This window comes from Victivallis vadensis (genome assembly GCF_003096415.1).
Classification (GTDB): Bacteria; Verrucomicrobiota; Lentisphaeria; order Victivallales; family Victivallaceae; genus Victivallis; species Victivallis vadensis.
The window spans coordinates 76863-100605 of record NZ_QEKH01000017.1; the positions used below are offsets into that span (position 1 = coordinate 76863).

Genomic DNA, 23743 nt, shown 5'->3' on the forward strand with positions numbered 1-23743 from the left:
ACCGTCTTACTCCGTCATTCAGTTCAAATTGATTGGGGCTCCGTCGAAAAGCGCTTTGAAAACATCGGCATTGGATATCTGCTGCCAACTGATCAGACCGACGTGTCCGTCTCCGTACAGGCAGTTGGCCTGTCCCGAATGGCGGCGATGAACCTTTGTCGCCTGCGCAAAAGCATCGTTGAGATAGGACAGCCCGGTATTGTAATTGAAATTCAACGGATCCGGATTGTAAATGGAATCGATGGCGAACATGATTCTGGAAATATTGCGGATGCCCGTAATTTTAGGGTGGGATTTACTCAACGGCAGATTGGAAGCGTAATCCACATAGCGGCAACCAGGGAGATTCAAACTGTGATTGGGGCGTGACGGACAATAAAACAATTTGCTTCCCCCGAAAAATTTGCTTTCCGCTTCAGTCATCCGGTAGGGATTGAATTTGCTTGTGGCGGCGTTTGCTCCGGAGAGATAGGAGTTGAGTTGATAAGCATAATCCATGCAGCCTCCCCCCGACTTATCGGAAATGAACGGAAAGTGGTCATTGCAGTCACCGGCATACAATTGGAATGCGGTTCCGATCTGTTTGAGCTGCGATGTGCACGTCGCCCGCTTTCCCGCCTCTCTCGCCTTGTTAAGAACCGGCAGCAGCAACGCGGCGAGAATCGCAATAATAGCGATCACCACGAGCAATTCGATAAGCGTAAATCTTGCGGTTGTCGGCCTTAAACGGCGGTATGCGGGGGGCGTGTCCGCCGCCCCCCGCGCCCCCTGCGTCCGGCAAGGTGCCGGTGCCGGGTACGGGACGGTCGACAGACGGAGCAGCGGTCGCTCGGCAGAGGAAGAAGATCCGCAATAACGTGAAGTTGTCTTCCCGCTTTTCTGCGGAAAAACAACTTCACGTTTTTGCTCCGGCTTGCCGCTTGCAGAGCATTGGCGAAGGCGTAAGAGCTTGCCGGGAATATGTGAAAAGTTGGGAAGGCTTGGTACGGGGAGAGACGCGGCGCAAGTCGCCGCTTTCTCTCCCCCGAACCCCTCTCTTTTACGCAGAGCGGCATACGGGGACTGATTGCATATTTGACAGGTTTTAATAGCGAGCAACTCGATCAGTGTAAATTTCTTGCCTGCCGTGCTTAAGCGGCGGTATGCGGAACGGTGCGGAGATGCGGTCGGGCGGCAGCGGGAAGAAAATTCCACCAGAAATTTAATCAATGTAAATCTTTCTGTCGTAATGCGGCGCTTTAGTGAATCCTTCGCCGATTTTAAATGGCTTTGTCTCATTACATGGCTCCTTTACTGTTTCTATTGATTCAGGTTTACGGCATGCCGTGAGGAACGGGTGGAATGCGGATCCACATTCCGCAGGCCCTGCCGGTCAAACCGTCTGATTGCAATCCAGAATAAATTCGCTCTGCCCGATCCGTCCCGGAGAAGCATCCCCGGCGGACTCGTTATCGAAAAACTCAACCAGGCGGGCGGCATCCCCCTGAAAGTCTATCTCTATCGCGGCCGGTCTCGGATGGAACTCGCGAAGCCCCGGAATATTGCCGACTCCGAGAATGGCGACCTCTTCCGGAATCCGCACTCCGGCCTGAAGCAGGGCCTGCAGGCAGCCGGTTCCAAGATTGCTGTTGCTGGTACAGAATACCGCTCTGCCGAGATTCATCCCCTGCCGGAGCTTTTCCCGCATATAGGCGAACCCGTTGCCGCCGGCCGGAAGAATGTGAACCTTTTCCTTGCAGACGGGCAGCCCTTTTTCCAGCATCCAGTCGACATAATGACGGCGGCGTTCTTCAAATACGTCCGTATCCAACGAGAAACAGGAAATATCCCGATAACCGCGCTCATACAATGCGTCAAGCGCCCGGAAAACCAGAGTCCGTTCATCATAACAGTAGAAACTGCAGCCGGACAACTGTTTGCTCCCGGCGCTGGAGCCGTAGAACAGCGCCGCCACCTTGCTCTCCCGAAGCTCCTCCCGGTGCCGCAGCAGCATTTCCGGGCACCGGAAAAAGATAACGGCAAAAAGGTCCTTATAAACGACTTTCAGAAATGGAGAATTTTTTTCAAACTCTTCAATCGTGCAGCAAAGTATGATCAGGTTCGAACGGCTCTCCATCTGCGAATTGTCCAGATGGCACAGGAAGCGGTTCAGTTCATCACTTTTCAGGCGGGACACCCCCGAAACAACCAGAACCTGCCGCACCTTGCTCACCGGCGAAATAAATGTACCGCTGCGTTTCCTGCGGTAAAGCAGCCCTTCCGCCTCCAAACGGTCGAGCGCCTGCACTACGGTAACCTGACTGAGTCCATATTGCTCCTTCAATTTCGCCACCGAAGGAAAACGGTCGTGCGGCTGATAGTTGCCGGACTTGATCTGCTGGCGCAATGACTCTTCCAGGAACATCTTTTTGGAATATATGACATCCGACATACAATCTGTCTCCATACACAAAAAATCTATATCGATATATATTATGACAGAAAAAATGAATTTTGTCAAGAGCGCGAAGTAGAAATCGAATGATTTTTTTCGTTTTTCCTGCCATCTGATGATTTTTACCGCCTGCAACCTTGTGCGTTTTCGTCCTGCAAGGCGGCGGCAGCCGGGATTCCGTGTTCAATGCCTGAAACGCTACATCCGGCCATGCACTCCAGCCCATGGAACCTCAAGAAAAGATCAGTCATATTGCGAACATAATATCATGACTGTATCATGTCTGATTTTTTATCGTAAAAAACGGTCATATTCTCTTGGATATTGCGCCGGAATCATCCATAATAAAGACAGAAGAAAAATTTCAGATGTTTCAGACGGGAATATGACTGCGTTATGATCGAACGGAACCTGCCATTGAAAAACGTTCCGCGCCGCCTCAGCTCTTTTGCGGCGGACGGCGAAAGCCGGAGCGTGCCGAAATACGAGCTGCTCAAGCGCGCCCTGCTCGACTATATTTCCGAACTGCCGCCGGAGCGGGAGTTCCTGCCCTATGAAAAGGAGCTGGCCGGGGAATTCGGCGTCAGCCGCTGCACCGTGACCAAGGCGCTGGAAAAGCTCCGCCGCGGCGGCTATATCGAAACCTCCAAAAAGAGCGGCAGCCGGATCATCCGGCGCAGCCTCCCGAAACCGGAGGAGTACCGCGAACCGATGCAGAACATCGCGTTCCTGTTCGCCAACAACGAGGAATCCACCGCGCGCACCACCGACTTCCGCTGGCAGCTGCTCGACGAAACGGAGCGGTACTTCGCCGCCGACGGAGTGCGGACCGTCGCATACAACCTGCGCGAAAACGACTGGCAGGCGTGGCGCGATCCCGAAACCCTCGCCGCCTCCCTCGAACAGCGCGGCATCCGCTTCGCCGCCTTCCGGCCCGGCGGGGACGACCGCAAATTCTGCTGGCGGCGGCACCTGCAGGCCCTTCAGGCCCGCCGGATCAAGGTAGTGCTGCTGTTTCAGGACTGCATTGAACTGACCACCCACGCTTCGCAGCTGCTGCCGGGAATCGATTACCTGCTCGTGAACAGCCACGACACGCTGTTCCGGGTGCTGGACGAGCACTTCTCCGGTTTCGACCGGATTTTTTACCTGTCGAATGCCGCCGCCGACTGGTGGGCGGAGCCGAGAATGAAGCTTTGCTGTGACTTCTGCGAAAACCGCCGGATTCCGTTTGAACACATCCGTTCCTCCTACTTATGGCTGCAGGACGCGGACAGGTCGCAACAGGTGCCGGACATCGATGAAGCATGCACCGAGCGCTTTCTCGAATCGATTCCGCCCCAAGGCCGGATCGCCTGCTTCTGCGCCAACGACTACTCCGCAAGCAGTTTCCTGTACCGGCTCAAAGACCGGAACATCGATCCGGCCCGTTTTGAAATCATCGGCTTCGACAACCGGCCGGAGTTCCGCTCTCTCAACCTCTCCACATTCGACTTCGACGCACCGGCGCAGGCGCGGGCGCTGTTTGAATGCTGCGAGGAGTTCCGCCGCGCTCCCGATGCCGTGCTGCGCCGCACCCGCGGCATCATGACCTACGCCCGCTTCATCGACCGCCGTTCCGAACAGATTTCATAACCACAAGGAGGAACCATGAAACAAAAATTCACATTAATTGAACTGCTCGTAGTGATCGCCATAATCGCGATACTGGCGGCGATATTGCTGCCTGCATTGAATAAGGCGCGGGATAAGGCGCGAACAATCAGCTGTGTGAACAATATGAAAAGCATCGGTCTTTACCAACAGAACTACACCAACGATTATCAGGACAACTTCATTGCCACGATCGACCAATATCAGTTCTGGACAACTTATCTGTGGCCGTATTTCAGCAATGAAAAAATTCCGTGGGCGGGATGGGAACATGCTGCGAAACGACCGGACGGTTCAGATATGCCGTTCAAGGTGGCATTGTGTCCTTCCTATCCGTCCCGGGGAAAACCGGAGGGACCGGATTCCAACGGCTGGTACAAGGTCGGCTGCTATGCCTCAAATATCTATCTCGGGTATTTCAAACGGTACCCTTCCGACACGGTGACACCAACTTACGCCAAGCGGACCAAGGTGACCAATCCGAGCCGGACCAGCCATATGATGGAGCTGTACGGTTCCGCCGCAAGCTGCAATATGTATTACAACCATGGTTGTGGCACAGTGCAGGACGACAAGCTGTATGTGCATGACAATGCGCGGACTGTGCTGTTTGTGGATGGTCATGTCGCGCTCGTACGGTACGGGGAGATTACAGGATGGTCGGGTGGCGGCACCGATTCCGGCCGGTTATTTTTTGCGTACTATCCGTAAAGCGGGGAAGGACTGGAAAGATGAATTGGAAAACGTGGTGCGGCATACTCTGGTTGATGGCCGTTGCGGCGGGAGCGGCGGGAGAAAACCTGTTGAAGAACCCGGATTTCAGTGTAACCGGGAAAAACGGGATACCCGCTGACTGGACGCTGCATGAATCGGAGCCGTTGCGCGGTCGGCTGCGGCTGAGCCGAAGTCGTGACGGCGGAATATCGGGAAACGCGGTGAAGATTGCATTCACTCCCGGTGCCGGGAGGGGGCAGAGCTGGCTGGTTCAGAGAGTGTCGGGATTGCCGGGAAGCCGGTGGCGGCTTCAGGTGAAGTCACGGGTGAAAGTGCTGGACTCCACTGCGGAGTTCGAAGTGACGGTCGGGGTATTCTTTCTGGACGCAGCAGGGAAATGGCTCTCCTATCGGAATATGGCGACACTGGCTTATCGGTCGGAGAAGTGGATCGGCGCGACAAAACTCCCTGCTCCGAGTTGGATGGAAACAAGCGGGGATTTCACGGCTCCGGCCGACACCGCGTTGATCGGCATCCGGCTCAATGTGACAGGGCCGGGCATTGAGGCGGAGTGGGCCGAGGCACGATTGACTCCGACGGAGTGCAGCATTGCGTCAGTGTTGGATGCGGTCGCATTGCCGGAGACGTTTCCATCGCCGTCGCGGGCGGTCAGCGCGGAGGGTGTGACCCTGACGCCGGACTGGAGCTGGAATGGGGCAGAAATCCGGTCCGGCACGCTTCGGCGTGAACTGCTGCTGAATGGCCTGTGGGCATACCGTCCCGCCGGAGCCACAGAAGAATGGGCGTATTTGAAAGTGCCGTCGCGAGTACGGGCGCACCGTCCGGCTTCGGTGCTTTACGGCAACCAGGCCGGTTACCGGCTTGATGCGGACGGTCCGCGCTGGCTCTACCGTACCGTGGAGTTGCCGCATGCTCCCGCAGGCAGCAGTTTCCACCTGAAATTCGAGGCGCTGCACCGGTTGGCATTGCGAATTTTCTGGAACGGCCGGAAAATTGCCGATCTCTCCGACGGCTGGGGCGGTGAAGTGGAGATTCCGTCCGGCCTGCTGACGCCGGGAAACAATGCGTTGCTGCTACTGGCTCTGCCGCGTGGCGACGCGAATGAAACCGCCTATTTGTATGCTTCCGGAACAGTGCGTCCCTACGAAGCGATCAAACAGTATCACGATGCAACGCTCTACGATGTGTCGCTGGTAGTGAAGCCTCCGCAAGCCCGGCTGGAACGGGTGCGGTTGACGCCGGATTGGCGGCGGAAAGCGCTCTGTGTGAGTTTTCCGGCGGCCGGAATCCCGGAGGAGTGGCGCTTCGACGCGAAAATCCTAGACCGGCAGGGGAAGATGCTGCTGGGCAAGAATAGTCTTGCGCCGCGCCGTGCCGGAGACCGGCTGGAACTGGAACTGTCGTGGCCGGAACCGGTCAGTTGGACGCCGGACACTCCGGCGCTGCTGGATTTCATACTGACCGCGCGTAATGCGGCGGGAGAAATGGTCGATGAGATATTGCCGGTCCGGTTCGGTTTCCGTCAGGTGTGGCGGGAAGGCAAGAAACTTTTCCTGAACGGACAGGAACTGCGGCTCCGCCCCAAGCTGACCATGATTTACGATCCATTGCATGATCCGGACTATCTGCGACGCAGTATGGAATACTGCAAGGCGGTGGGATTCAATACGTTGCTGCGGCTCTCCGACATGGGGCAGCTGGAAGAGTCATTCCACGGTACGACAGCAGCGCAGGTTGCGGACGAGCTGGGCATGTTCGTGATCGCTTACCTGCCCTACCAGCTGGTTTCGGGCGGACAGTTTTTCAGCAGGAGCGTGGTGGAGGTGGATTCACAACTGTTGCGTTACATGGAGGAACGGGTGGTGGAACGTTTTTTCAACCATCCGTCGGTGATCGCATATTCTGGATTCGGCACCTCCGCCAATCTCGGCGGCAACCTTTCCTATGCAAACCAGCCTGACCGTTGGGGAGTGGAGCCGGTTGATTCAGAACAGGCGGTTCGGAAGCTGGAACGCGAAAAGGTGGTTTCCGATGCTTTCACCGTAAATCGGTTGCTTGCCTCCATTCGTTTTGTGGAGGCAGTGCGGCGCCTCGATCCCTCTCGTCCTTTTCTGAGTCATTATGACTCCGGGGCAGGAGACGGTTGGGGAGTGTTCGACTACTTCAATTGGACTCCGGTACAAGAATGGGAGGAGTGGATTGTACCGTGGATCAGAAACGGCATCAAGCCGATCGGCAGTTGGGAACATGGCAACCCCTATCCAATGAGCTTTGTGAATCATGCAATTCCAGATGGTGATGGCGAACCGTGGGTCACGGAATACGCCGCCGCCCATTTCGGTGAAGCAGCCTATGAGTGGGAGACGCCGGAGTACCGGGCACTGATCCGCAAGTGCTGGAATCCCGCATTACGCAACTACGGGAGAGGGCACTTTGCGAATGCCTTTGTGAACCGTCAACAAGCGGTACAGCGATATTGGGCCGACTTCAACACCCGGCTCTACCGTTCGTGGCGACTGGCCGGGTTGAATATGGGCATCGAACCTTTCGGACCGGCAAGCAACTATATTGAACCGGAGGTGTTGAAACGCGGTCACGGCAGAATGATCGCCGATCCGACAGTCAACCTGAAGACACACGGTGCCAAAACGGACCGGCACCTGATGATTTCGAATTTCCCGAATGAGGCGATGAAACCGACGGCCATTTCGACAACCGGTGAACCAGAGGGCTTGACCGCTTTCGGCCGGGCATTACGGGAGAACAACCGTCCATTCCTCGGTTTTATCGCAGGCGGCGGGGATAATCCGATGAATAAAATTCATATCTACCGTCCCGGAGAACGGGTGGAAAAATCTTTCGGGATGGTCTATGACGGCTTTATACCGCTGTCAGTACGAGCGGAGGGAACAGTCCGGCTGGACGGGCAGATACTGGAAACTCCGGCGGGAGTGTGGACCTTTCCGCACAGTGCGATCCGGCGCGAAAAATTTTCCTTCACGATTCCGGCAAAGACAACAGGAACGCTTGAACGCCCAGGACGTGGCGAGATAGAAGTGATTTTTCGCGACGGTTCCGGGCAAGAGCTGGGCCGCGACCGTTTCACATTTTCGGTAGTGGCACGTCCGGAGTTCGACCGGAAAGGAATCGTACTGTTCGATCCCGACAATACCGCCGGACAGGCGGCAGACTTCGCGGAACGGCGGGTTTGCTCCAGTGATGGACTGCGACAGGCAGGGCTTGTCATGATTGCGCCGGGCGCACTTTCAGCGAAAGCGCTGCGAGCGGTTCCGGCCGGAACACCGATGTTGGTAATGGCGCAGCCATCCACGCGATTGGAAGAACTGGGATTCCGAACCTATCCGATCCGCGCCCGGCGGTTCTGGCCAGACAGTGCGGTAAAGGTTGCTCCGGAATTGTTGCGGGACTGGCGGGGAGGCCGTCCCAACAGGACGGGGGACTCCTTTGCACCATTGCGCAAGGGGTACAACAATACCTCCGGTACCACCGGTATGGTAGCGGAGAGTGTAATTGAAACGCCGACTGCCGGTAATTTCACGCCACTGATTCATGGCGGCTTCGACTTGGCGATGACCCCATTGCTGAAGACGGTATGGGAGGGCAGGCCGGTGCTGTTTTCACAGCTTGAATTTGCAGCCAATGCAACAGATGATCCGGCAGCAGAGGCGCTGCTGATCAAGCTGTTGACGGAGTGGAAGCAAGAAAAAGCACCTGAATTATCCGCCCCCTCTGTTCTCGGCGACGCCGGGCTGTTGGTCCGGTTGGGAGCGGAAGTTTCGCACAACGGCCTACCGGAATCCGGTCCGGTCTTCGTGACTGATCTGAAGCCGGAAGATGTTTCAACGCTGCATCGGTATGTCGAGTTGGGCGGCATTGCGCTGCTTCTGCCGCAGCCGGATCGGGTATACCGGGAATTCGGCATCAGTTTCAGCCGGGTACGCATCGCCTGCTATCCGGCTGAGGTACCGGGGTTGAACGCTGGAAATTTCCATGCCCGGCAGGAACTGGAGTTGACCCTATTTAATGGCAAGCCGGTTGCAGAGCGGCAGCTGGGTCAGGGCCGAATGATCCTAGTCGGCTTCGATCCACGCCGGATCAACGTACAAAAGGAGCCGTATCTCGCTTTGACGCAGAAGCGGCAATACCGGGCGCTCTCCCAGTTAGCGACCAATGCCGGTATACGACTCGCCGCACCGGAACGATTATTGTCGGCACGCTTGGAACACCCTCCGGTAGAGTGGCCAGTGGAGGATACCGCAAAGCTGCGTTCCACCACGGAACGGGACGACGGTTGGCAACTGGATGCCTTCGATGATTCCAGCTGGAGCGATTTTCGTTTGTCGAAAAACAATACAATGCTCCCCGATGCACAACTACGGCTGCAGTTGACGCTGACGCCGGAACAGGCAAGGGAACGGCAACTGGAGCTCGCCGCCGGAAGCTTCGACGACTTCGATGAAATCTGGCTGAATGGCGTCAAGCTGGGCTGGACCACTCCAGAAAATACGCCAGTGGAACAGGCGTGGAGCATCCGGCGCCGCTATCCGATTCCGGATGGAGTATTGAAAGCCGGAAAGAATGTGCTGGCGCTCCATGTCTGGAACCGTAATGGAGCACGGGGTTGGAAAGCACAGGTGCGCGGCCCGATCGTAATTGTAGACCGGTATTCCGACGGCGGATTGTATCCGGGACTCTATCGCCACTGTGATGATCCGTATCTGTTGCATCAATGGTAAATAACAGGCCTATTGGGGAACCGGGACGGCAACTTATTATAATTTATCAACTTAATTGAATTTCGAGATTGATTATTTGTATTTTCTGATGATATATTGATATAGTAAGATAACCAATAAAACAAAAAGTTTTATTATGCTGTCATCTGGTAATCCCAGACATATCCTTTGAAGTGAGAAAATCTCTGCAGGAAAGTCGATGATATGAAACTGTACCATTCCGATGAGGTCGCGCGGCGGCGCGCGTTGTTCCAGAAGCTGTCCCGGGGACGGATCGGCGAGGTCGTCAACCCGGACGGTTCCGGGAAGATTCCGCAGTTCAATCCGCCGTGGCGCGAGGTGTTCTGGATCGCCCCGGCCCTCTACTGCGGCGACGAAGCCGATATCGCGCTGGCCAACCGGATGATCGGACGCTATTTCAGCGCCCCGCGCGCCTGGTCCAACGAGGTGCCGAAGATGTCCGACGGGCGGGATTTCAACATCTTCCTGTCCACCAGCTGTGCGACACTGCTGCGCGAGTTCGCGCCGCTGGCCACCCCGGAGGCGCGCGAAATCCTCGAATTTCACACCCGGCTGGTCTTCCGCACCTACGCCGGAGCCGCGCAGCCCGACCTCAAGTTCCACGGCTGCAACGACAATATGCCGATGATGGCGACCAAGGGGCTGCTGCTCGGCGGTGAATTTCTCGGCGACGAAGCCGCGCAGCGCCACGGTCTCTGGAACCTCAACGAATTCCGCCGGCTGCTGTCGCGTTCGGCGTGGGCGAGCGAATTCAACTCCTCGACCTATTCGGCCTCGACGCTGTGCAGCCTCGCCAAAATCGGCGAACTTTCGCATTCGGAGGAGGTCCGCGCGCTGGCCCGCGACTGCGAGGCGCGCATCTGGGCTGAAATCCTGCTCCACTTCCACCCCGGCACCAGGCGTTCCGCCGGGCCGAACTGCCGCTCCTACGCGGTGGACTGGGCGGGGCATCCCCATTCGCTTCAGGTGCAGTTGTGGATACTCTTCGGCGCGGAGCTTTCCGGCTACGACATTCCGGCGGACCTGTTCGGAGCGGAACCCGATCCGCTGCAGGTGGTTCACTTCGGCGGCAACTACATGCAGAACATCGCCGAATTCTGCGAATTCACCAGCGCCGACTACCACGTGCCGGAGGAACTCGTGCCGCTGCTGCGGGAGTGCGCGTATCCGGCCCGGACGCGGGGACGCTCCGAGTCGATGATGCGCTACGACGGCATGGCGGGCGAATACCACACCGAAAACTATATGGAGCAGGAGTTTTCGCTCGGCACCGTCGATACCCCCCTGTGCGGCGGCGAACAGACCGCCCAGTTGTACGCCACCTACAAGCTGCGCCCCGACGTGCGCACCTACCGGGATTCGGCGAGCATCTTCTACCGCTTCTTCACCTCCCCGGTCGACCTCGACCGGATCGGACATTCGGTAGACGGGAACTCGCACAGCGAGGAGAACAGCTTCCATCAGGGCTGGAGCTACGTATTGCAGAAGCGCAACACCGCCATTCTGCTGAACATCCCCGCCCTCTCCGGCGCGCCGCTGACCGCCCCGGTGCTGAAACTCGACGTGATCTTCCCGGCGCACTACGGACGCATCCGCCGGTCGGTGCTCGGCGCGGAACCGGTCCGGGAGGGCGCGGCGGGGGAATCCGCCAAAGTCGTGCCGGTTTCGGTGGAGGCGGGGGAGGTGTTCGTACACGTCTGGCCGCTGATCCCGACTTCCGAACCGCGCCGCGCGGCGGTGCGCTTCCACTCCGGGAAACGCTACGAATGTCTGGAGCTGGTCAACTACGAGGGCGAACCGCGCGAGTTCTCCCGCGAGGAGCTGAAACTCATGCAGAACGGTTTCGTCTTCACGATCGACGCGAAATCGCACTGGGAGAGCCTCGAAGCGTTCCACGCCTTCCACTCCGAAGCGCGGATTCTGGACTACACGATCAGCAACCGCCGCTTTGTGCGTTTCCACCGCCCCGGCGTGCAGTTTGAAATCTGTTACTCCCCGTCGCCTTTCGGCGTGCAGACCTGCGCGGTGGACGGCCGCACCGTCGAGCGCCCGGTGATCGAATCGACCCGCTTTGACGTGACGCGCCTCCCTTTCACCACCGGGGAAGTCGCACCCGACCTGCCGTTCTTCCCGTGGGGCGACAGCATGAAAATGCACAACTACCCGGACCAGCCGTGGCAGATCGGCTCGCGCGGCCTCCCGCAGGAAGCCCCCTACGCCGCCTGCCGGACATTCCCCGGGTCAAAATAAACCTATCCGCCTTCGGCATCGGGATTTCGCTCCTCCCGGAGCGAGCAGGGCGCTTCGCCCCTGCACCCCGACCGGCAAGGTGCCGGTGCCGAATACTTGAGAGCCGGGAAAGGCGGCACGCCTTTCCCTCCGGGTGGGGGGAGCCCTGATGGAGACAGGCATGGTTGTACAGGAGCGGCACACCGCTTCGGTCGGCACAGAGCCGATTTTTTTATCGGCTCCAGGCACTCCCTGCGCCTGCTGCCGCCGGAGGTCACGTGCGGAACCTCCAGATGCTGACCATCTGATGTGAAGTTACACTCATGGAGGCTGAACTCTCTTCTGCCTTTTCATACAGGCAAGGTTCAGTAAGGCTTGTATTCAAAGACATGCTTGCCTGTGATATGGCAATTGTATTGTTGCCTGACCTCGCTTTACGTATATCGGCAGATAAATTCTTATCAGCCTCCATCAGGGTATCTGTCTATTACCTGATCAGCATATAGCCGTTCCGCACGTGACCTCCGGCGGCAGCAGGCGCAGGGAGTGCCCGGCGTCGGCAAAAAAGCCGACGCGGTCGCCGACCGGAGCGGTGTGCCGCTCGGGTATAACCTTGCCTGTCTCTGCCAGAGCCTCCCCACCCGGAGGGAAAGGCGTGCCGCCTTTCCCGGATCTGAAGTATTCGGCACCGGCACCTTGCCGGTCGGGGTGCAGGGGCGAAGCGCCCTGCTCGCTCCGGGAGGAGCGAAATCCCAATGCCGAAGGCGGATAGGTTTATTTTGGTGAGATTGTGCTGATTTTTGGTGATAAATTCAAGGTTTCCAGCCGGAATCGCCTTATATTGAGATTGGAAGCACAATCAGGAACCCAACCCGGAGAAAGTGAAAATGGAATACAACAAATCCTGTGTGACGCTGCGTTCGATGCCCTTCTGGTGCGTCGGCAACCCGATGTCGGACCCGTTCGGCGGGGCGGTGCTCGACCGGATCAGTTCGGTCGAAGTCGCCCGGCTGATCGCGTGGGGAGCCAAAGAAGGCTATCTCGAAGCCACCGGCTTCCACGACGACGACCTTGTGCCGTGGGACCCGGACAACCCGGAGGACGACCTCGATCCCTCCAGCGAAACCAGCCGGACGCTGCGCGAAATCAAGGCGATCCTCGATGCGGCGGGCGTCTCTGTGAACTCCGCGGTGTGCAGCCTGCACGGCAATAAGCTCTTCCGCAACGGCGGGCTGTGCAATCCCGATCCGGAACTGCGCCGCCTCGCCCGGCTGAAGGTGGAACGCACGCTGCGCATCGGCAACTTCTTCAACGCGAAGCACTACATCTACTGGGTCGCCCGTGACGGCTTCGAGGTGCCGCTGACTGTGAAGTGGGACGAAGTCTACGACTGGCTCGCCGACGGCCTGAACCACGTGTGGGATTACATTCACGAGCAGGGCTTCACCAACTACGTCGGCGCGACCGTCGAACCCAAGCCGAACGAGCCTCGCGGCCAGATGTTCCTGCCCACCAGCGGACATGCGGCCGGTTTCATCCTCGGCAAGCTCCGCCATCCCGAATTCTGGGGCGTGAATCCCGAGCTGCTGCAGCATGAGAGCATGGCGTTGATGAATGCGGTGATGACCGTCGGCTACCTGTGCAGCCTGAACAAGCTCAAGTTCCTGCACTTCGGCAGCCAGATCAAGGCGCAGTTCGACAACGACTTCCCGCCGCTGATCGGCCCCGAAGGGCTGAAGGAGACCGTGCAGATGTTCTGGGCGCTGAACCAGATCGGCTGGAAGGGCGTATTGGAGTACGACTGCCACATGCTGCGCGCCGAAGCCGATATCGGCGACCAGATCGGCTGCCGCAAGGTGTTCATCCGCAACTGCGCGGTCGCGACTGAAATCGCGCTGGCGCTGGCCGGCCGTATCCGGCAGCCGGAGCCGCAGCAGAGCCAGAGTGCCGTCGACCTCGCCGCGACGATGCAGATGTGCGGACTCGACGGCATCACGGGGAACCGCAGATGAGCCTCTACCTCGGCATCGACGCGGGCACCCAGAGCATCAAGGCGGAACTGATCGACGTGGAATCCGGGCGGATCGTCGAATCCTGCGCGGTGAACTTCGGTGCGGAACTGCCGCAGTACGGCGCGCCGAACGGCTTTTGCCCCCATCCCGACCCGACGGTGCGGCAGGCCGATCCGTTGATGTGGCTCGACGCGCTCGACCGGGTGCTGGAAAAACTGCGCGACGCCGGCGCGCCGCTCGACCGGGTCGCCGGAATCTCCGGCTCCGGCCAGCAGCACGGCTCGGTCTGTCTGAATGCGGAATTTCCCCGCCTTCTTGCGGCGCTCGATCCGGCGCGGCCGCTGGCCGGTCAGCTCGCCCCCGCACTGAGCCGCCCGCTCGCGCCGATCTGGATGGACCGCAGCACCCACGCCGAATGCGAAGAGCTGGATGCGAGGTTCGGCGAACGGCTCCGGCTCGATACCGGCAGCCCGGCGATCGAACGCTTCACCGGCCCGCAGCTCCGCAAATTCGCGAAGGAGCAGCCCGCCGCCTACGCCGCGACCGCGTCGGTCCATCTGGTCAGCAGCTTCCTCGCGTCGGTGCTGGCCGGGAAACCGTCACCGATCGACTACGGCGACGGCGCGGGCATGAACCTGCTGAATCTGAAGTCGCTGCAGTGGGATGCCGAAATCGCGGAGTTCACCGCTCCCGGCCTGACCGGCAAACTCCCGGCGGCGGCGCCGTCGGATACGGTCGCGGGCGGACTGTCGCCCTATTTTGAAAAATACGGGTTCCGGGCCGGAACACCGGTCGCGGTCTTTTCGGGCGACAACCCGAACAGCCTGGTCGGCACCGGCGCGACCGAGCCGGGCGTGGCGGTGATCAGCCTCGGCACCAGCGACACCTTTTTCGCGGCGATGGCCGATTTCAAAACCGATCCGGCGGGCTGCGGCCACGTGTTCGGCAATCCGGCGGGCGGCTTCATGAGCCTGATCTGCTTTGCGAACGGCTCGCTGGCGCGCGAACAGGTCAAGGAGGAGTGCGGCGCGGACTGGAACTTCTTCGACCGGACCGCCTGCGAAACCACCCTGCCCGGCAACCACGGCAAGCTGATGCTGCCCTATTTCGAACCGGAGAACACGCCGCTGGTGCTGACGCCGGGCGTGAAATACAACTTCAATCCCAATGATGCGACGCCTGCCGAACGCATCCGTGCGGTGCTGGAGTCGCAAGCGCTGTCGATGCGCCTGCATTCCCGGTGGCAGCAGGCAAATTTCAAACGCATCCGGGTCACCGGGGGAGCGTCGAAAAGTCCGGCGTTCCGGCAGATTCTGGCCGACGTGTTTGAAGCTCCGATCGAATCGATCCGGGTCGCGAATTCGGCGGCGCTCGGCGCGGCGCTGCGCGCCGCCAACGCGGTCGGCGGCATTCCGTTCCCGGAATTGTACCGAAAGTTCTGCGCGGCAACCGAAACCGTCGCCCCCATTCCGGCCAATGCGCGCATCTACGCCGGAAGACTCCCTGTATTCCGGCAATTCGAGGCGGCTTCCCGCCGCTGAGGACACTCCCTCTGCCCCGGCTTTCTCTCCTGAAAGCCGGGGTTCTTATCCGTTTCAGCTTCTCTGCCGGATTCGTTTCCTCTTTCCTTCAACCCGATTTGCCGACACTTCCCCCCCCTCGACCGGATACGCATGTCAATCGGTAAATTCGTATCCGGAGCCATTCAGCAGCATACCATAATAGTTTCAAAAAACAGGAAATCGCCTATTGCTTTTCCGCGCCAAATACAAGTTCTGAAAAATAACCCAAAACTATTATAATCAAATTTTTCTCCTTAAAGGACAGAATATTCTTTCGCAGCAAGAACATTGAAACATACAGAAGTAAACCGGCTGTATGTTGGAACTTTTATTATTGATAACACAATTTAAAACTATTGAAAACTCATTGATCTGATGCTATATTTAACAGATGGAATTTACTGAATAATGCTATGAAAAGATTTCGGAATATTTACAGTACCAAGGTGGAAATATGAACATGACCAACCTCTGATTGACAAATGCGGTACTGTAATTGCAGAACCCGGTTGCAAAGCATGAAGCACTCGCCGAATTCACAACTCAGATTTTTTTAGTATTGCAACAAGTCGGATATTGTCGTTTGCAATGATAATTGGTTCAATAGTGTGAACACGTTCTGAGATGAATACGTTACAGTGAAAGGGGCTTGGGAAGTTGTGCTTTCGGGTGAAGTTTTGCAGATATCGTACTGCGAATTCACAGCGATGTGTGATATTTGGAATTTCGGGTTGCTTGTGACAACAGGCTGCTGAATTTTCAAAAACAAATGTTATTTATTACTTGGTTTGTTGAAGCGGCTTGATCAGGAGGCCGCAGCCGGGAAGTTTAAAGGTAATTGATATTGTTTGGAGAAAAAATGGCGAAACGCATCATATATATCGATGGTTTGAAAGGTTTATGCGGGATTTGGGTTTGTCTGTTCCATTATCTGCTGGCATTTGCTTCGTTTGGTTATATCGGTTGGGAGAGTGGAGTCGCGGATGCGGATAAGGCAGCCTATTACTTCCGGTATTTTCCCTATTCAATTTTGACCAACGGTTCTTTTCCATTGTATATTTTCTTCGCACTCATCGGTTTTATTCCGGCTTTGCATTTTTTTCAGACCGGTAGCGCAGATGGAATCCGCCGGCAAGCTGTAATGCGTTATTTTCGATTGATGCCGCCGGTACTGGCCTGTGCCCTGATTGCCAGTGTTGTCTACTTGACCAGTGGTTTTTTTCAGCCAGGAGGTTGGGGCTTTGCTGGACAACAATTGGGATCGGGCATTTTATGTCGTGCCGCTCTCTCTGACAGGAGCGTTTGCCAATGGCATTTTCTATGCTCTGTGGAATGGGAATTGTGATTATTGCAGTGTCCTTTGGTGTATGAATGTGATCATTTTCGGTTCCTATCTTTCCTATGGTATTCTGCTCTTTTTCGGTTCGTTTCAGCGGCGCTTCTGGCTGTACGGCGGACTGTTTCTGTTAAGTTTCGCAGTCCCGATGTATACGGCGTTCCTCGGCGGCATCGTTGCGGCTGATCTGGTCGTGATTCATTCGGGCCGACCGGCGGCGGAATCGCGCGGCTGGTTATTGCTGTCAGCCGGAATGGTGGTCGGCAATTTTCCGGAAGTATGGCTGCCGTCCGGAATAACTGTTTTTTCCGCTTATGGTATCGGGGCGTTTCTGCTGCTGCTCGGTTGTTCCGAATCGCGAAGCATACAATCATGGCTGGAAAAGCGTTGGCTGGTGCGAGCGGGAGTTCTGTCTTTTGCATTGATCCTGGTTCATTTTACGATATTGATGTCCTTGTCCGCCTGGATGTTTTTGAAGTTATGCGCCATCGGAATATCCTATGGTTGGGCATTGACGGCGACAGTGGTTCTCTCGGTTCCGGTGGTGTGGCTTGCCGCACTGGTTTTCGAATCGCTCGTTGAACGGCCGACGGAACGGTTTTCCCATTGGCTTTTCCGTAAAATTACCGGAGAATAGGAAAAGATATCTTATACGCCTCTTTCGACAACAACGGCGCCCGGAAGAAACGGCATATCCGGAAAAGCACCACGGTGGCGGTCTCTAGCTGGCCGGACAATTTTCCCGGCGCCTGCGTCAAACTGGCGGTAGCCCCTTACCGGGAAGGCAATGAACGCCGGCTCGCGATCGTGTTGCCGACGCCGGAACTGCCGTCGGACTTTATCCCCTTCCCGGCACAGCGGCATCCAGCGCAACCCGGCTTCGGTTCCGCTGCCGGATGGTGCGTTGTATTCCGGCAATTCGAGGCGGCTTCCCATCGCGGAGGACATACCTCCCTACCCCGGCTTTCTCTCCCGAAAGCCGGAGCTTTTTCAGCTCGACGCTACCGGTTCATCCGGTAGGGAACCGCTTTTTCCGCGATCTCGCGGATGGCTTCCGTCACCTCGGGAATCGGGCGGGAGGTCGAGTCGAGTATGCCGAGATTCATGTTTTCGCCGTCGCCGGGGCGGCCGCAGAGCGGCTGGTCGAGCAGACAGAAATAATGCATACCGACGATACGCGGATTGCGCAGCGCGCTTTCATAGTAGCGCTTCAACGCCTCTTTCCGTTCCTCCGGCGTAAAACCGCTGACCGAAAGGCCCGAATAGAAAAGCCCCCGGGTGAATGCGCCGCCGACACTGAATTCCGTGATCATCACCGGCATATCCGGGATCTGCGGCGCGAAGTGGTCCAGCCCCAGCCAGTAGCAGTTGTAACTGGCGACGTCGCAGTATTCCGGAAAAAGTTCGGCCAGGAAATCGTAGGCCGCTCCCGCGCTCATCTGGAACCGGCTGCCGAGAAAAAGATGGTTCGGAGCGACCGCTTTGAGCACGTCGCGGCTCACCGCGAAGAACTTGCGGATCAGAATCCGGCTGAACTCCTCAAGGTCCCGCTTTCCGGCGGCGGTCTCCGGCGGCTGATCGTCATTGAGAAACGCGTCGAAGCCGGAATAAGACTTCCCCCACGCGCGGTTGAGCGCCGCGACTGTGCGGTAACGCCGCTCCAGAAACCTTCGGAATTCCTGTTTGCCCGGCTGACCGGCGGGACTTTTGATCATCATCTCCGCCCATCCCGCCGGGCCGCCGTAGTACATCTCATTGGTCACGAAGTAGCCGATGCACATCGGATCGTTCAACGTCCAGCCGTACCGCTCCGACAGGACTTCGCGCAATTTTTCCCCGAAACGGGAATCGAAACCGTCCCGGCCGTTGAATCCGAACCGCCCCTCCTTCTCCTCGTGCATCAGGATCACAGTGTAGGGACGCTGCCGCCGTTTCAACTGCGGGTCCTCCGTCCAGGCGCCGAGTGTGTTGATTCCCCACGAGTCGAGACGCCGGGTCAGAACCTCCCACGGAAACGCCGTTCCCCACTGGATGATGTTCCCCTCCTTCTGGAAGCGGAGGACTTTCCGGTCCACGCTCGGCACATATTCCCCCTGCCGGTCGAAATAGTGCTCCCTGCCGTCGGAGAACTCCGGCGACCACCACGCGATCGCGTTCACGCCGAGGGAAAAGAAAAGCTTTCCCTCCGGATCGACCAGGTACCACTTTCCGCCATACTTTTCGGTGCGGAAAAATCCGGTCGCTTCCAGCGTCGGCCCCGGCCGGTAACCGCCGTATTGGTTCCAGTCGGGGGGACGCGGCTTCCATGAGGCCGCCTCGGCACGGGCGCACGCCCTTAATTCCTCGTCACTGTGAATCTTGCCCGGCCAGTCGGCGTGATGGTATTGACCATAACGGTCGACGAACGGGAAATATTTCTCCGGGTCGCCGAGCGGAGCCGCATCGGGAGCAAGCTCATCGGAAAAGCGGAAACCGGACACCGCGAATACGCTCTTTTCCCCATCCTGCCGCAGATACGGAGTCATCGACCAGAAAATCAGCGCATTCACATGCTCCGCGTCAATCCCGGTCTGCCCCGGCATGCCGAAGGGCTTACCGTGCATGATTTCATCGGGCGCGAGCTTCACTTGGCACTCCTTGCGGAATGCGTAAAGCGGAATCCGAAGCGTCCGTTTCTCCCCCGGCATCAGATAGACGCCGATTTCAGGCCGTCCGGTCGGCTTCTCCGGTTCGGGACCGGAGTGAATCCGCAGCAGCACGTCCACCGGCCAGGCGGAATGGTTCTCCACTTCGCAGGCGAGCACCGTATGCCCGGTGAAGTCGAAATATCCCTGCTTCGGAAGCACCGCCGCGCCGATGAACGCTTTCTGCCCATGCTTCAATTCAGCCAGAAACGCGAGCCGCCCGGCTTCCGGCACCGTCACCCGTGCGTCGGCGCTGGCTCCGGGCGCCTGCGGTTCGGCGCTGTGGCGCAACCGGAGCGACGCCCCGCGCACCAGCCACGGAACACCGGGAAAGTCGCCTCCCCGCACCACTCCAGCACAAACGGCAATCCAGACAATCAAAAACAGTCTCATAGTGAAAATCCTTGTCAATAGTAAGAGATCGGAGTTCCCGCCGATGTGAGAACGCTGCGCAGATGCGAAGGGGATTGCGCCATCTCCAGTCCGCCCTGACTGGAGACATGTCCGTCGAGCCAGGCGACGTTGGCCCGGTTGGAGTGACGCAGTACCAGCCCGGCCCCCGCCGAAACGCTGCCGCTCCACGAAAGGCCGTTCCGATAGAAGAGGTGACTCGGCTTCATCGCGTTGGAGCTGTTCGCGGTATCCGCGAACAACACCATGCCGCTCGGCGTTTTGCACCGCTGGGAAACCAGTACGCCCGCATTTTCCTGCGGCGACAGCGCACACGGCCCGATCGCCTCCGGCAGTTCCGTATTGGTGGCGGCCTCATAGAGCAGGTTCCACATCCCGTAGACGCACTCGTTGAAAATGGTTCTGTAATTCGACGGATCAATCTCGACGGAGGGACAGACCGCAATCCTCGAAGTAGCCCCGACCACCCCGGGCGCGGTCGAAACCGGAATCTCCGCGTACCCGGGCAGATAGCTCGATCCGGTCAGCGTCCAAAGTCCCCACATCCAACTATAGGCATCCCCGCCGCGCGGATAGGTGGTATAGAACATCCCGCCGAAATCATCCATATAGACCCTTGCCGCCTGTGCACACTGGCGGAGATTTCCGATGCACCGGGTAGCGCGCGCCTTTTCCCGGGCCTGATTCAGGGCCGGCAGCAGCATTGCAGCCAATATCGCGATAATCGCTATCACCACGAGCAGCTCAACAAGCGTAAATATTTTGCGTTCAACAGCTTTCATTATCAACCCTTTCTTTTTTTTTCACATTTCCCGTCTACCATAGAACTTTCAAGCCGAAGGAACGCAGGATTCCGGCGGCGCTTTCCATTTCCGCATCTTCCGGAGGATCGGCATCCGGCAGGGTGTCGCTCCTCCCGGCGAACCGGTACTTTTCATGTGCGAACGGATGGTAGGCCAGCAGCCGCACCGGCGGCGGCTGCGGCACTCCGGCCAGAAACCTTCCGGCTTTCTCCAGATCCTCCTGTTCCATATTATACCCCGGAATCAGCGGGATGCGAATCTCAACCGGAATCCCGGTCGCGGTCAACCGCCGCAGGTTCTCCAGAATCCGGCGGTTGGAAACCCCGGTCCCCGCCCGGTGCTTTGCGTCGTCGGCCTGCTTGAAATCGTAAAGCACCAGATCGGTTTCGGCCAGCAGCAGTTCCAGCGTCTCCCACGGCGCTTCGCCCGAGGTGTCCAGCGCCCGGTGGACGCCGAGTTTGCCCAGCTCCATGAAGAAGGCCCGGCAGAAACCGGTCTGCAGCAGCGGTTCGCCGCCCGAAACGGTCACGCCGCCGCCGCTCCGCCGCTGAAAGTCGCGGTCCTCCAGCGCGAGTTCCAGCGCCTTTTCCACCGTGATTCTCCTGCCGCAGAGCTGGAGCGCACCGTGGAGGCAGGCCGTCTCGCAACTGCCGCAGCCAATGCAGCGTTCCCGCTCAAAGCGGTGTCCGCCCGCCCCGATGCGGTGCGCTCCGGCCGGACAGGCCGGCACGCAGTTTCTGCAGTCCGCGCAGAATTTTTCCCGGTACAGCAACTGCGGCCGGGGGGAAATGCACTCCGGATTGTGGCACCAGCGGCAGCGCAGCGGGCACCCTTTCAGGAAAAAGGTGGTGCGCAGTCCCGGCCCGTCATGGACGGCCAGCGGCTTGACGTCGGCCAGCAGCGCCTCGATGTTCAGCATGATTTACTCTCCGCCTCCTGAATGAACAGCTCCTGCGCCGCCGGATCGAGGTCGATGAAGCGCACGTTCCAGCCGCAGACGCGGATCTGCACTGAGCTGTATTTCTCCGGCTCCCGGCGCGCCCGGCGCAGGGTGTCCACATCCAGAATATTGAACTGGATGAACAATCCGCCCGCCTCGAAATAGGTACGGACAAGGTCCGCGACCACCTTCGGCCCCTCCTTCCCCTTCACCATCGACGGGTGGAGCATCACATCCAGCACCGCTCCATCCGGAAACTCCGCCTGATCCAGCTTCGCCGCGCTGTGCAGCAGCGCCGCCACGCCGCGCCGGTCCTTCGCAATCGCGGCGCCGAGATTCTTGGAGAGCGGTTCGCCCGCCCGGCGGCCGTCCGGCGTCGCCCCGGTCATCCTGCCATACCGCTGCGCCCAGTCGATCGACCACATCCCGGTCTGGAAAAAGCCGTCGCGCGCATTCGGCGCACGGTTGATCCGCTCCGCAACCGCGTCGGCGATTTTCCGGGCGAGCGCATCGGGTTCAGGCAGGTTGTTCCCCCATTTCGGCAGGCGGCCGGAGACGTAGAGCCGCAGCGGTTCGCGGCCCTCCCAGTCGGCCTTCAGTGTCGCGCGCAGCTCCTCCCACGTGCAGCGGCGCTCTTCAAACAGCAAAATACGCAGCGCCGTCAGCGAGTCTGCGGCGCTGCCGAGCCCGGCGCACATCACGCCGGAAGAGCTGTACTTCGTCCCGGCGGCGGAGACGTCGCGCCCCTTTTCAAAACAGGAGTCCATCGTCCCGGAGAGGAGCGGCGACGGATTGATTTCGGGCCAGCGCAACTCCCAGCGGCGGGTCAGCTCCAGCGCGTCGTCCAGCTTTTCGCGGACCAATCCGAGATAGCGCTCCAGCAATTCGCCGAAATCCCGGGGCGGCGCCGGATTCTCCATCAGGAGTTCGACCGCCTTCGCCAGGTTGAACAGCGTGCTCATGCTGCAGCAGAGTTCTTTGCCCATCACACAGGGTTCGTAGCAGCCGACCGGGATGAAGTCGGCGATCTCCTCCGGCAGCTTGCCGCGCCGCACGAACATCTCTTTCGCGATTTCGTCATTCGCGAAAACCACCGCGGTCCGCCCCCGACAGACGCATTCCGCCGCCTGAAGCAGGACTTTTTCCGGCAATCCCCCATGCACCCGCAGCGACAACTTCGGATCGACCGTCCGCAATTCCCGGTAGACCTCGAAACCGAGTTCGGTCAGCTCATTGCACGCGTCGGAGCCGTCGCCGTCCATCCCGCCGAAACAGAAGTTCTTGCCCCACAGCTTCCCCTGCGTCTGCGCGAAAAACTTGGTCCAGTAGAACTTCAGCAGCTCCTTCGCCTGCTCCCGGTTCAGCCGCCCGGCGGCAAGGTCGCGCCGGTAGAAGCCGATAAACAGCCGGTCGAAGCATCCCATCGAACGCACCAGCTCGCCCTCCAGCTCCTGCGTATGATGGTACAGCAAAGCGAGCTGGAGCGCCTGCTGCAGCGTCTCCGGCGGGCGCTCCGCGATCACCCGCAGCGCACCGGTCACCCGGACCGCGCCGCGCCGGTCCGCCTCGTCGGCGAGCCGCACGATATAACGGCACATCGCACCGTACACCCGCGCGACCGCCGCAAAAAATTCCCGCGCTTCGCCGTCCTCCGCCGTTTCCAGCGCCTTCTCCGCCCGGTCGCGGATTCCCGCCGGACCGAGTTTCAGCACATTGCGCCAGTCGGGTGAAGTGTGGCTCAAATCCAGTTGGGAAAGCGAAAGCCCCCGCTCGGAGTTCGCCGCACAGCGGGCCGCGACCTCCGGCATCGCCCGCCGCGCCTCATCGCGCCAGTGTTCCCGGATCGGCACCATCACGCCATCCGCATCTAAGTGGTCGGCGAACCAGTCGGCGGGATCGACGCCGATCCGTCCCCGGGTCAGCAGCAGCTCCAGCAGCATGGCCCGGAGCCGGATGCGGGGTTCGCCGCTGTGTTCCCGCACCAATGCTTCCGCCATGCGTTTCAGTTCTTCCGGCGGTTCGCCGGTGTCGGGAGCGAACTCAGGCTCCAGATATTGCCGCTCCAGCTTCGGCCGGACGGCGCCGAACGTATTCCACAGATTCATTTCCATGATTACGGTCCTTTCGTTGTTTTTATTATACCACAAGGAATCGTCCGTGAGAATG

Annotated in this window: 14 protein-coding genes; 8 read left to right on the forward strand and 6 right to left on the reverse strand. The window is 58.7% G+C overall.

The window, feature by feature from the left end:
• Window positions 1-18 precede the first annotated feature (18 nt).
• Entirely contained in the window at window positions 19-1278 is a 1260-nt protein-coding gene (locus C8D82_RS11305) for a DUF1559 family PulG-like putative transporter (RefSeq protein ID WP_116884390.1), read from the reverse strand.
• Window positions 1279-1372: 94 nt separating this feature from the next.
• Window positions 1373-2431 (reverse strand): GntR family transcriptional regulator, encoded by a 1059-nt coding sequence (locus C8D82_RS11310; RefSeq protein WP_165833028.1) that lies wholly within the window; start codon window positions 2429-2431, stop codon window positions 1373-1375.
• A gap of 399 nt (window positions 2432-2830) precedes the next feature.
• On the opposite strand from C8D82_RS11310, the gene C8D82_RS11315 reads away from it, so the two are divergent.
• The 8 genes from C8D82_RS11315 (at window position 2831) to C8D82_RS11345 (ending at window position 17376) form a co-directional block, all read left to right on the forward strand.
• The gene (locus C8D82_RS11315; protein WP_116884392.1) at window positions 2831-4069 is read left to right on the forward strand and encodes a substrate-binding domain-containing protein; all 1239 of its coding nucleotides are present in this window, start codon (window positions 2831-2833) and stop codon (window positions 4067-4069) included.
• Between the two features lie 15 nt (window positions 4070-4084).
• Window positions 4085-4798, forward strand: coding sequence for a prepilin-type N-terminal cleavage/methylation domain-containing protein (locus C8D82_RS22135; protein WP_165833029.1), 714 nt, complete (start codon window positions 4085-4087; stop codon window positions 4796-4798).
• Between the two features lie 20 nt (window positions 4799-4818).
• Entirely contained in the window at window positions 4819-9579 is a 4761-nt protein-coding gene (locus C8D82_RS11325; protein ID WP_133245161.1) for a glycoside hydrolase family 2 protein, read from the forward strand.
• Between the two features lie 204 nt (window positions 9580-9783).
• Window positions 9784-11850 (forward strand): hypothetical protein, encoded by a 2067-nt coding sequence (locus C8D82_RS11330; RefSeq protein ID WP_116884394.1) that lies wholly within the window; start codon window positions 9784-9786, stop codon window positions 11848-11850.
• Window positions 11851-12716: 866 nt separating this feature from the next.
• Window positions 12717-13841 carry a TIM barrel protein gene (locus C8D82_RS11335; RefSeq protein ID WP_116884395.1) on the forward strand — a complete coding sequence of 375 codons (1125 nt, stop codon included), beginning with the start codon at window positions 12717-12719 and terminating at the stop codon, window positions 13839-13841.
• Window positions 13838-15382 carry a xylulokinase gene (locus tag C8D82_RS11340; protein WP_116884396.1) on the forward strand — a complete coding sequence of 515 codons (1545 nt, stop codon included), beginning with the start codon at window positions 13838-13840 and terminating at the stop codon, window positions 15380-15382. Before C8D82_RS11335 ends, C8D82_RS11340 begins: the two co-directional genes overlap by 4 nt.
• Window positions 15383-16262: 880 nt before the next feature.
• Window positions 16263-16748, forward strand: coding sequence for a hypothetical protein (locus tag C8D82_RS20670; RefSeq protein WP_133245162.1), 486 nt, complete (start codon window positions 16263-16265; stop codon window positions 16746-16748).
• 22 nt (window positions 16749-16770) lie between these two features.
• Window positions 16771-17376, forward strand: coding sequence for a hypothetical protein (locus C8D82_RS11345; protein WP_116884397.1), 606 nt, complete (start codon window positions 16771-16773; stop codon window positions 17374-17376).
• Window positions 17377-17740: 364 nt separating this feature from the next.
• On the opposite strand, the gene C8D82_RS11350 is transcribed toward C8D82_RS11345, so the two are convergent.
• Genes C8D82_RS11350 through C8D82_RS11365 form a run of 4 tightly spaced genes read right to left on the reverse strand, consistent with a single transcriptional unit; the run spans window position 17741 to window position 23688 of the window.
• The gene (locus tag C8D82_RS11350; protein WP_116884398.1) at window positions 17741-19816 is read right to left on the reverse strand and encodes a beta-galactosidase; all 2076 of its coding nucleotides are present in this window, start codon (window positions 19814-19816) and stop codon (window positions 17741-17743) included.
• A 14-nt stretch (window positions 19817-19830) separates the two neighbouring features.
• The gene (locus C8D82_RS22140; RefSeq protein ID WP_116884399.1) at window positions 19831-20616 is read right to left on the reverse strand and encodes a prepilin-type N-terminal cleavage/methylation domain-containing protein; all 786 of its coding nucleotides are present in this window, start codon (window positions 20614-20616) and stop codon (window positions 19831-19833) included.
• A gap of 34 nt (window positions 20617-20650) precedes the next feature.
• Entirely contained in the window at window positions 20651-21556 is a 906-nt protein-coding gene (locus tag C8D82_RS11360; RefSeq protein ID WP_116884400.1) for a glycyl-radical enzyme activating protein, read from the reverse strand.
• Entirely contained in the window at window positions 21550-23688 is a 2139-nt protein-coding gene (locus C8D82_RS11365) for a pyruvate formate lyase family protein (protein ID WP_165833030.1), read from the reverse strand. Before C8D82_RS11365 ends, C8D82_RS11360 begins: the two co-directional genes overlap by 7 nt.
• Window positions 23689-23743 lie beyond the last annotated feature (55 nt).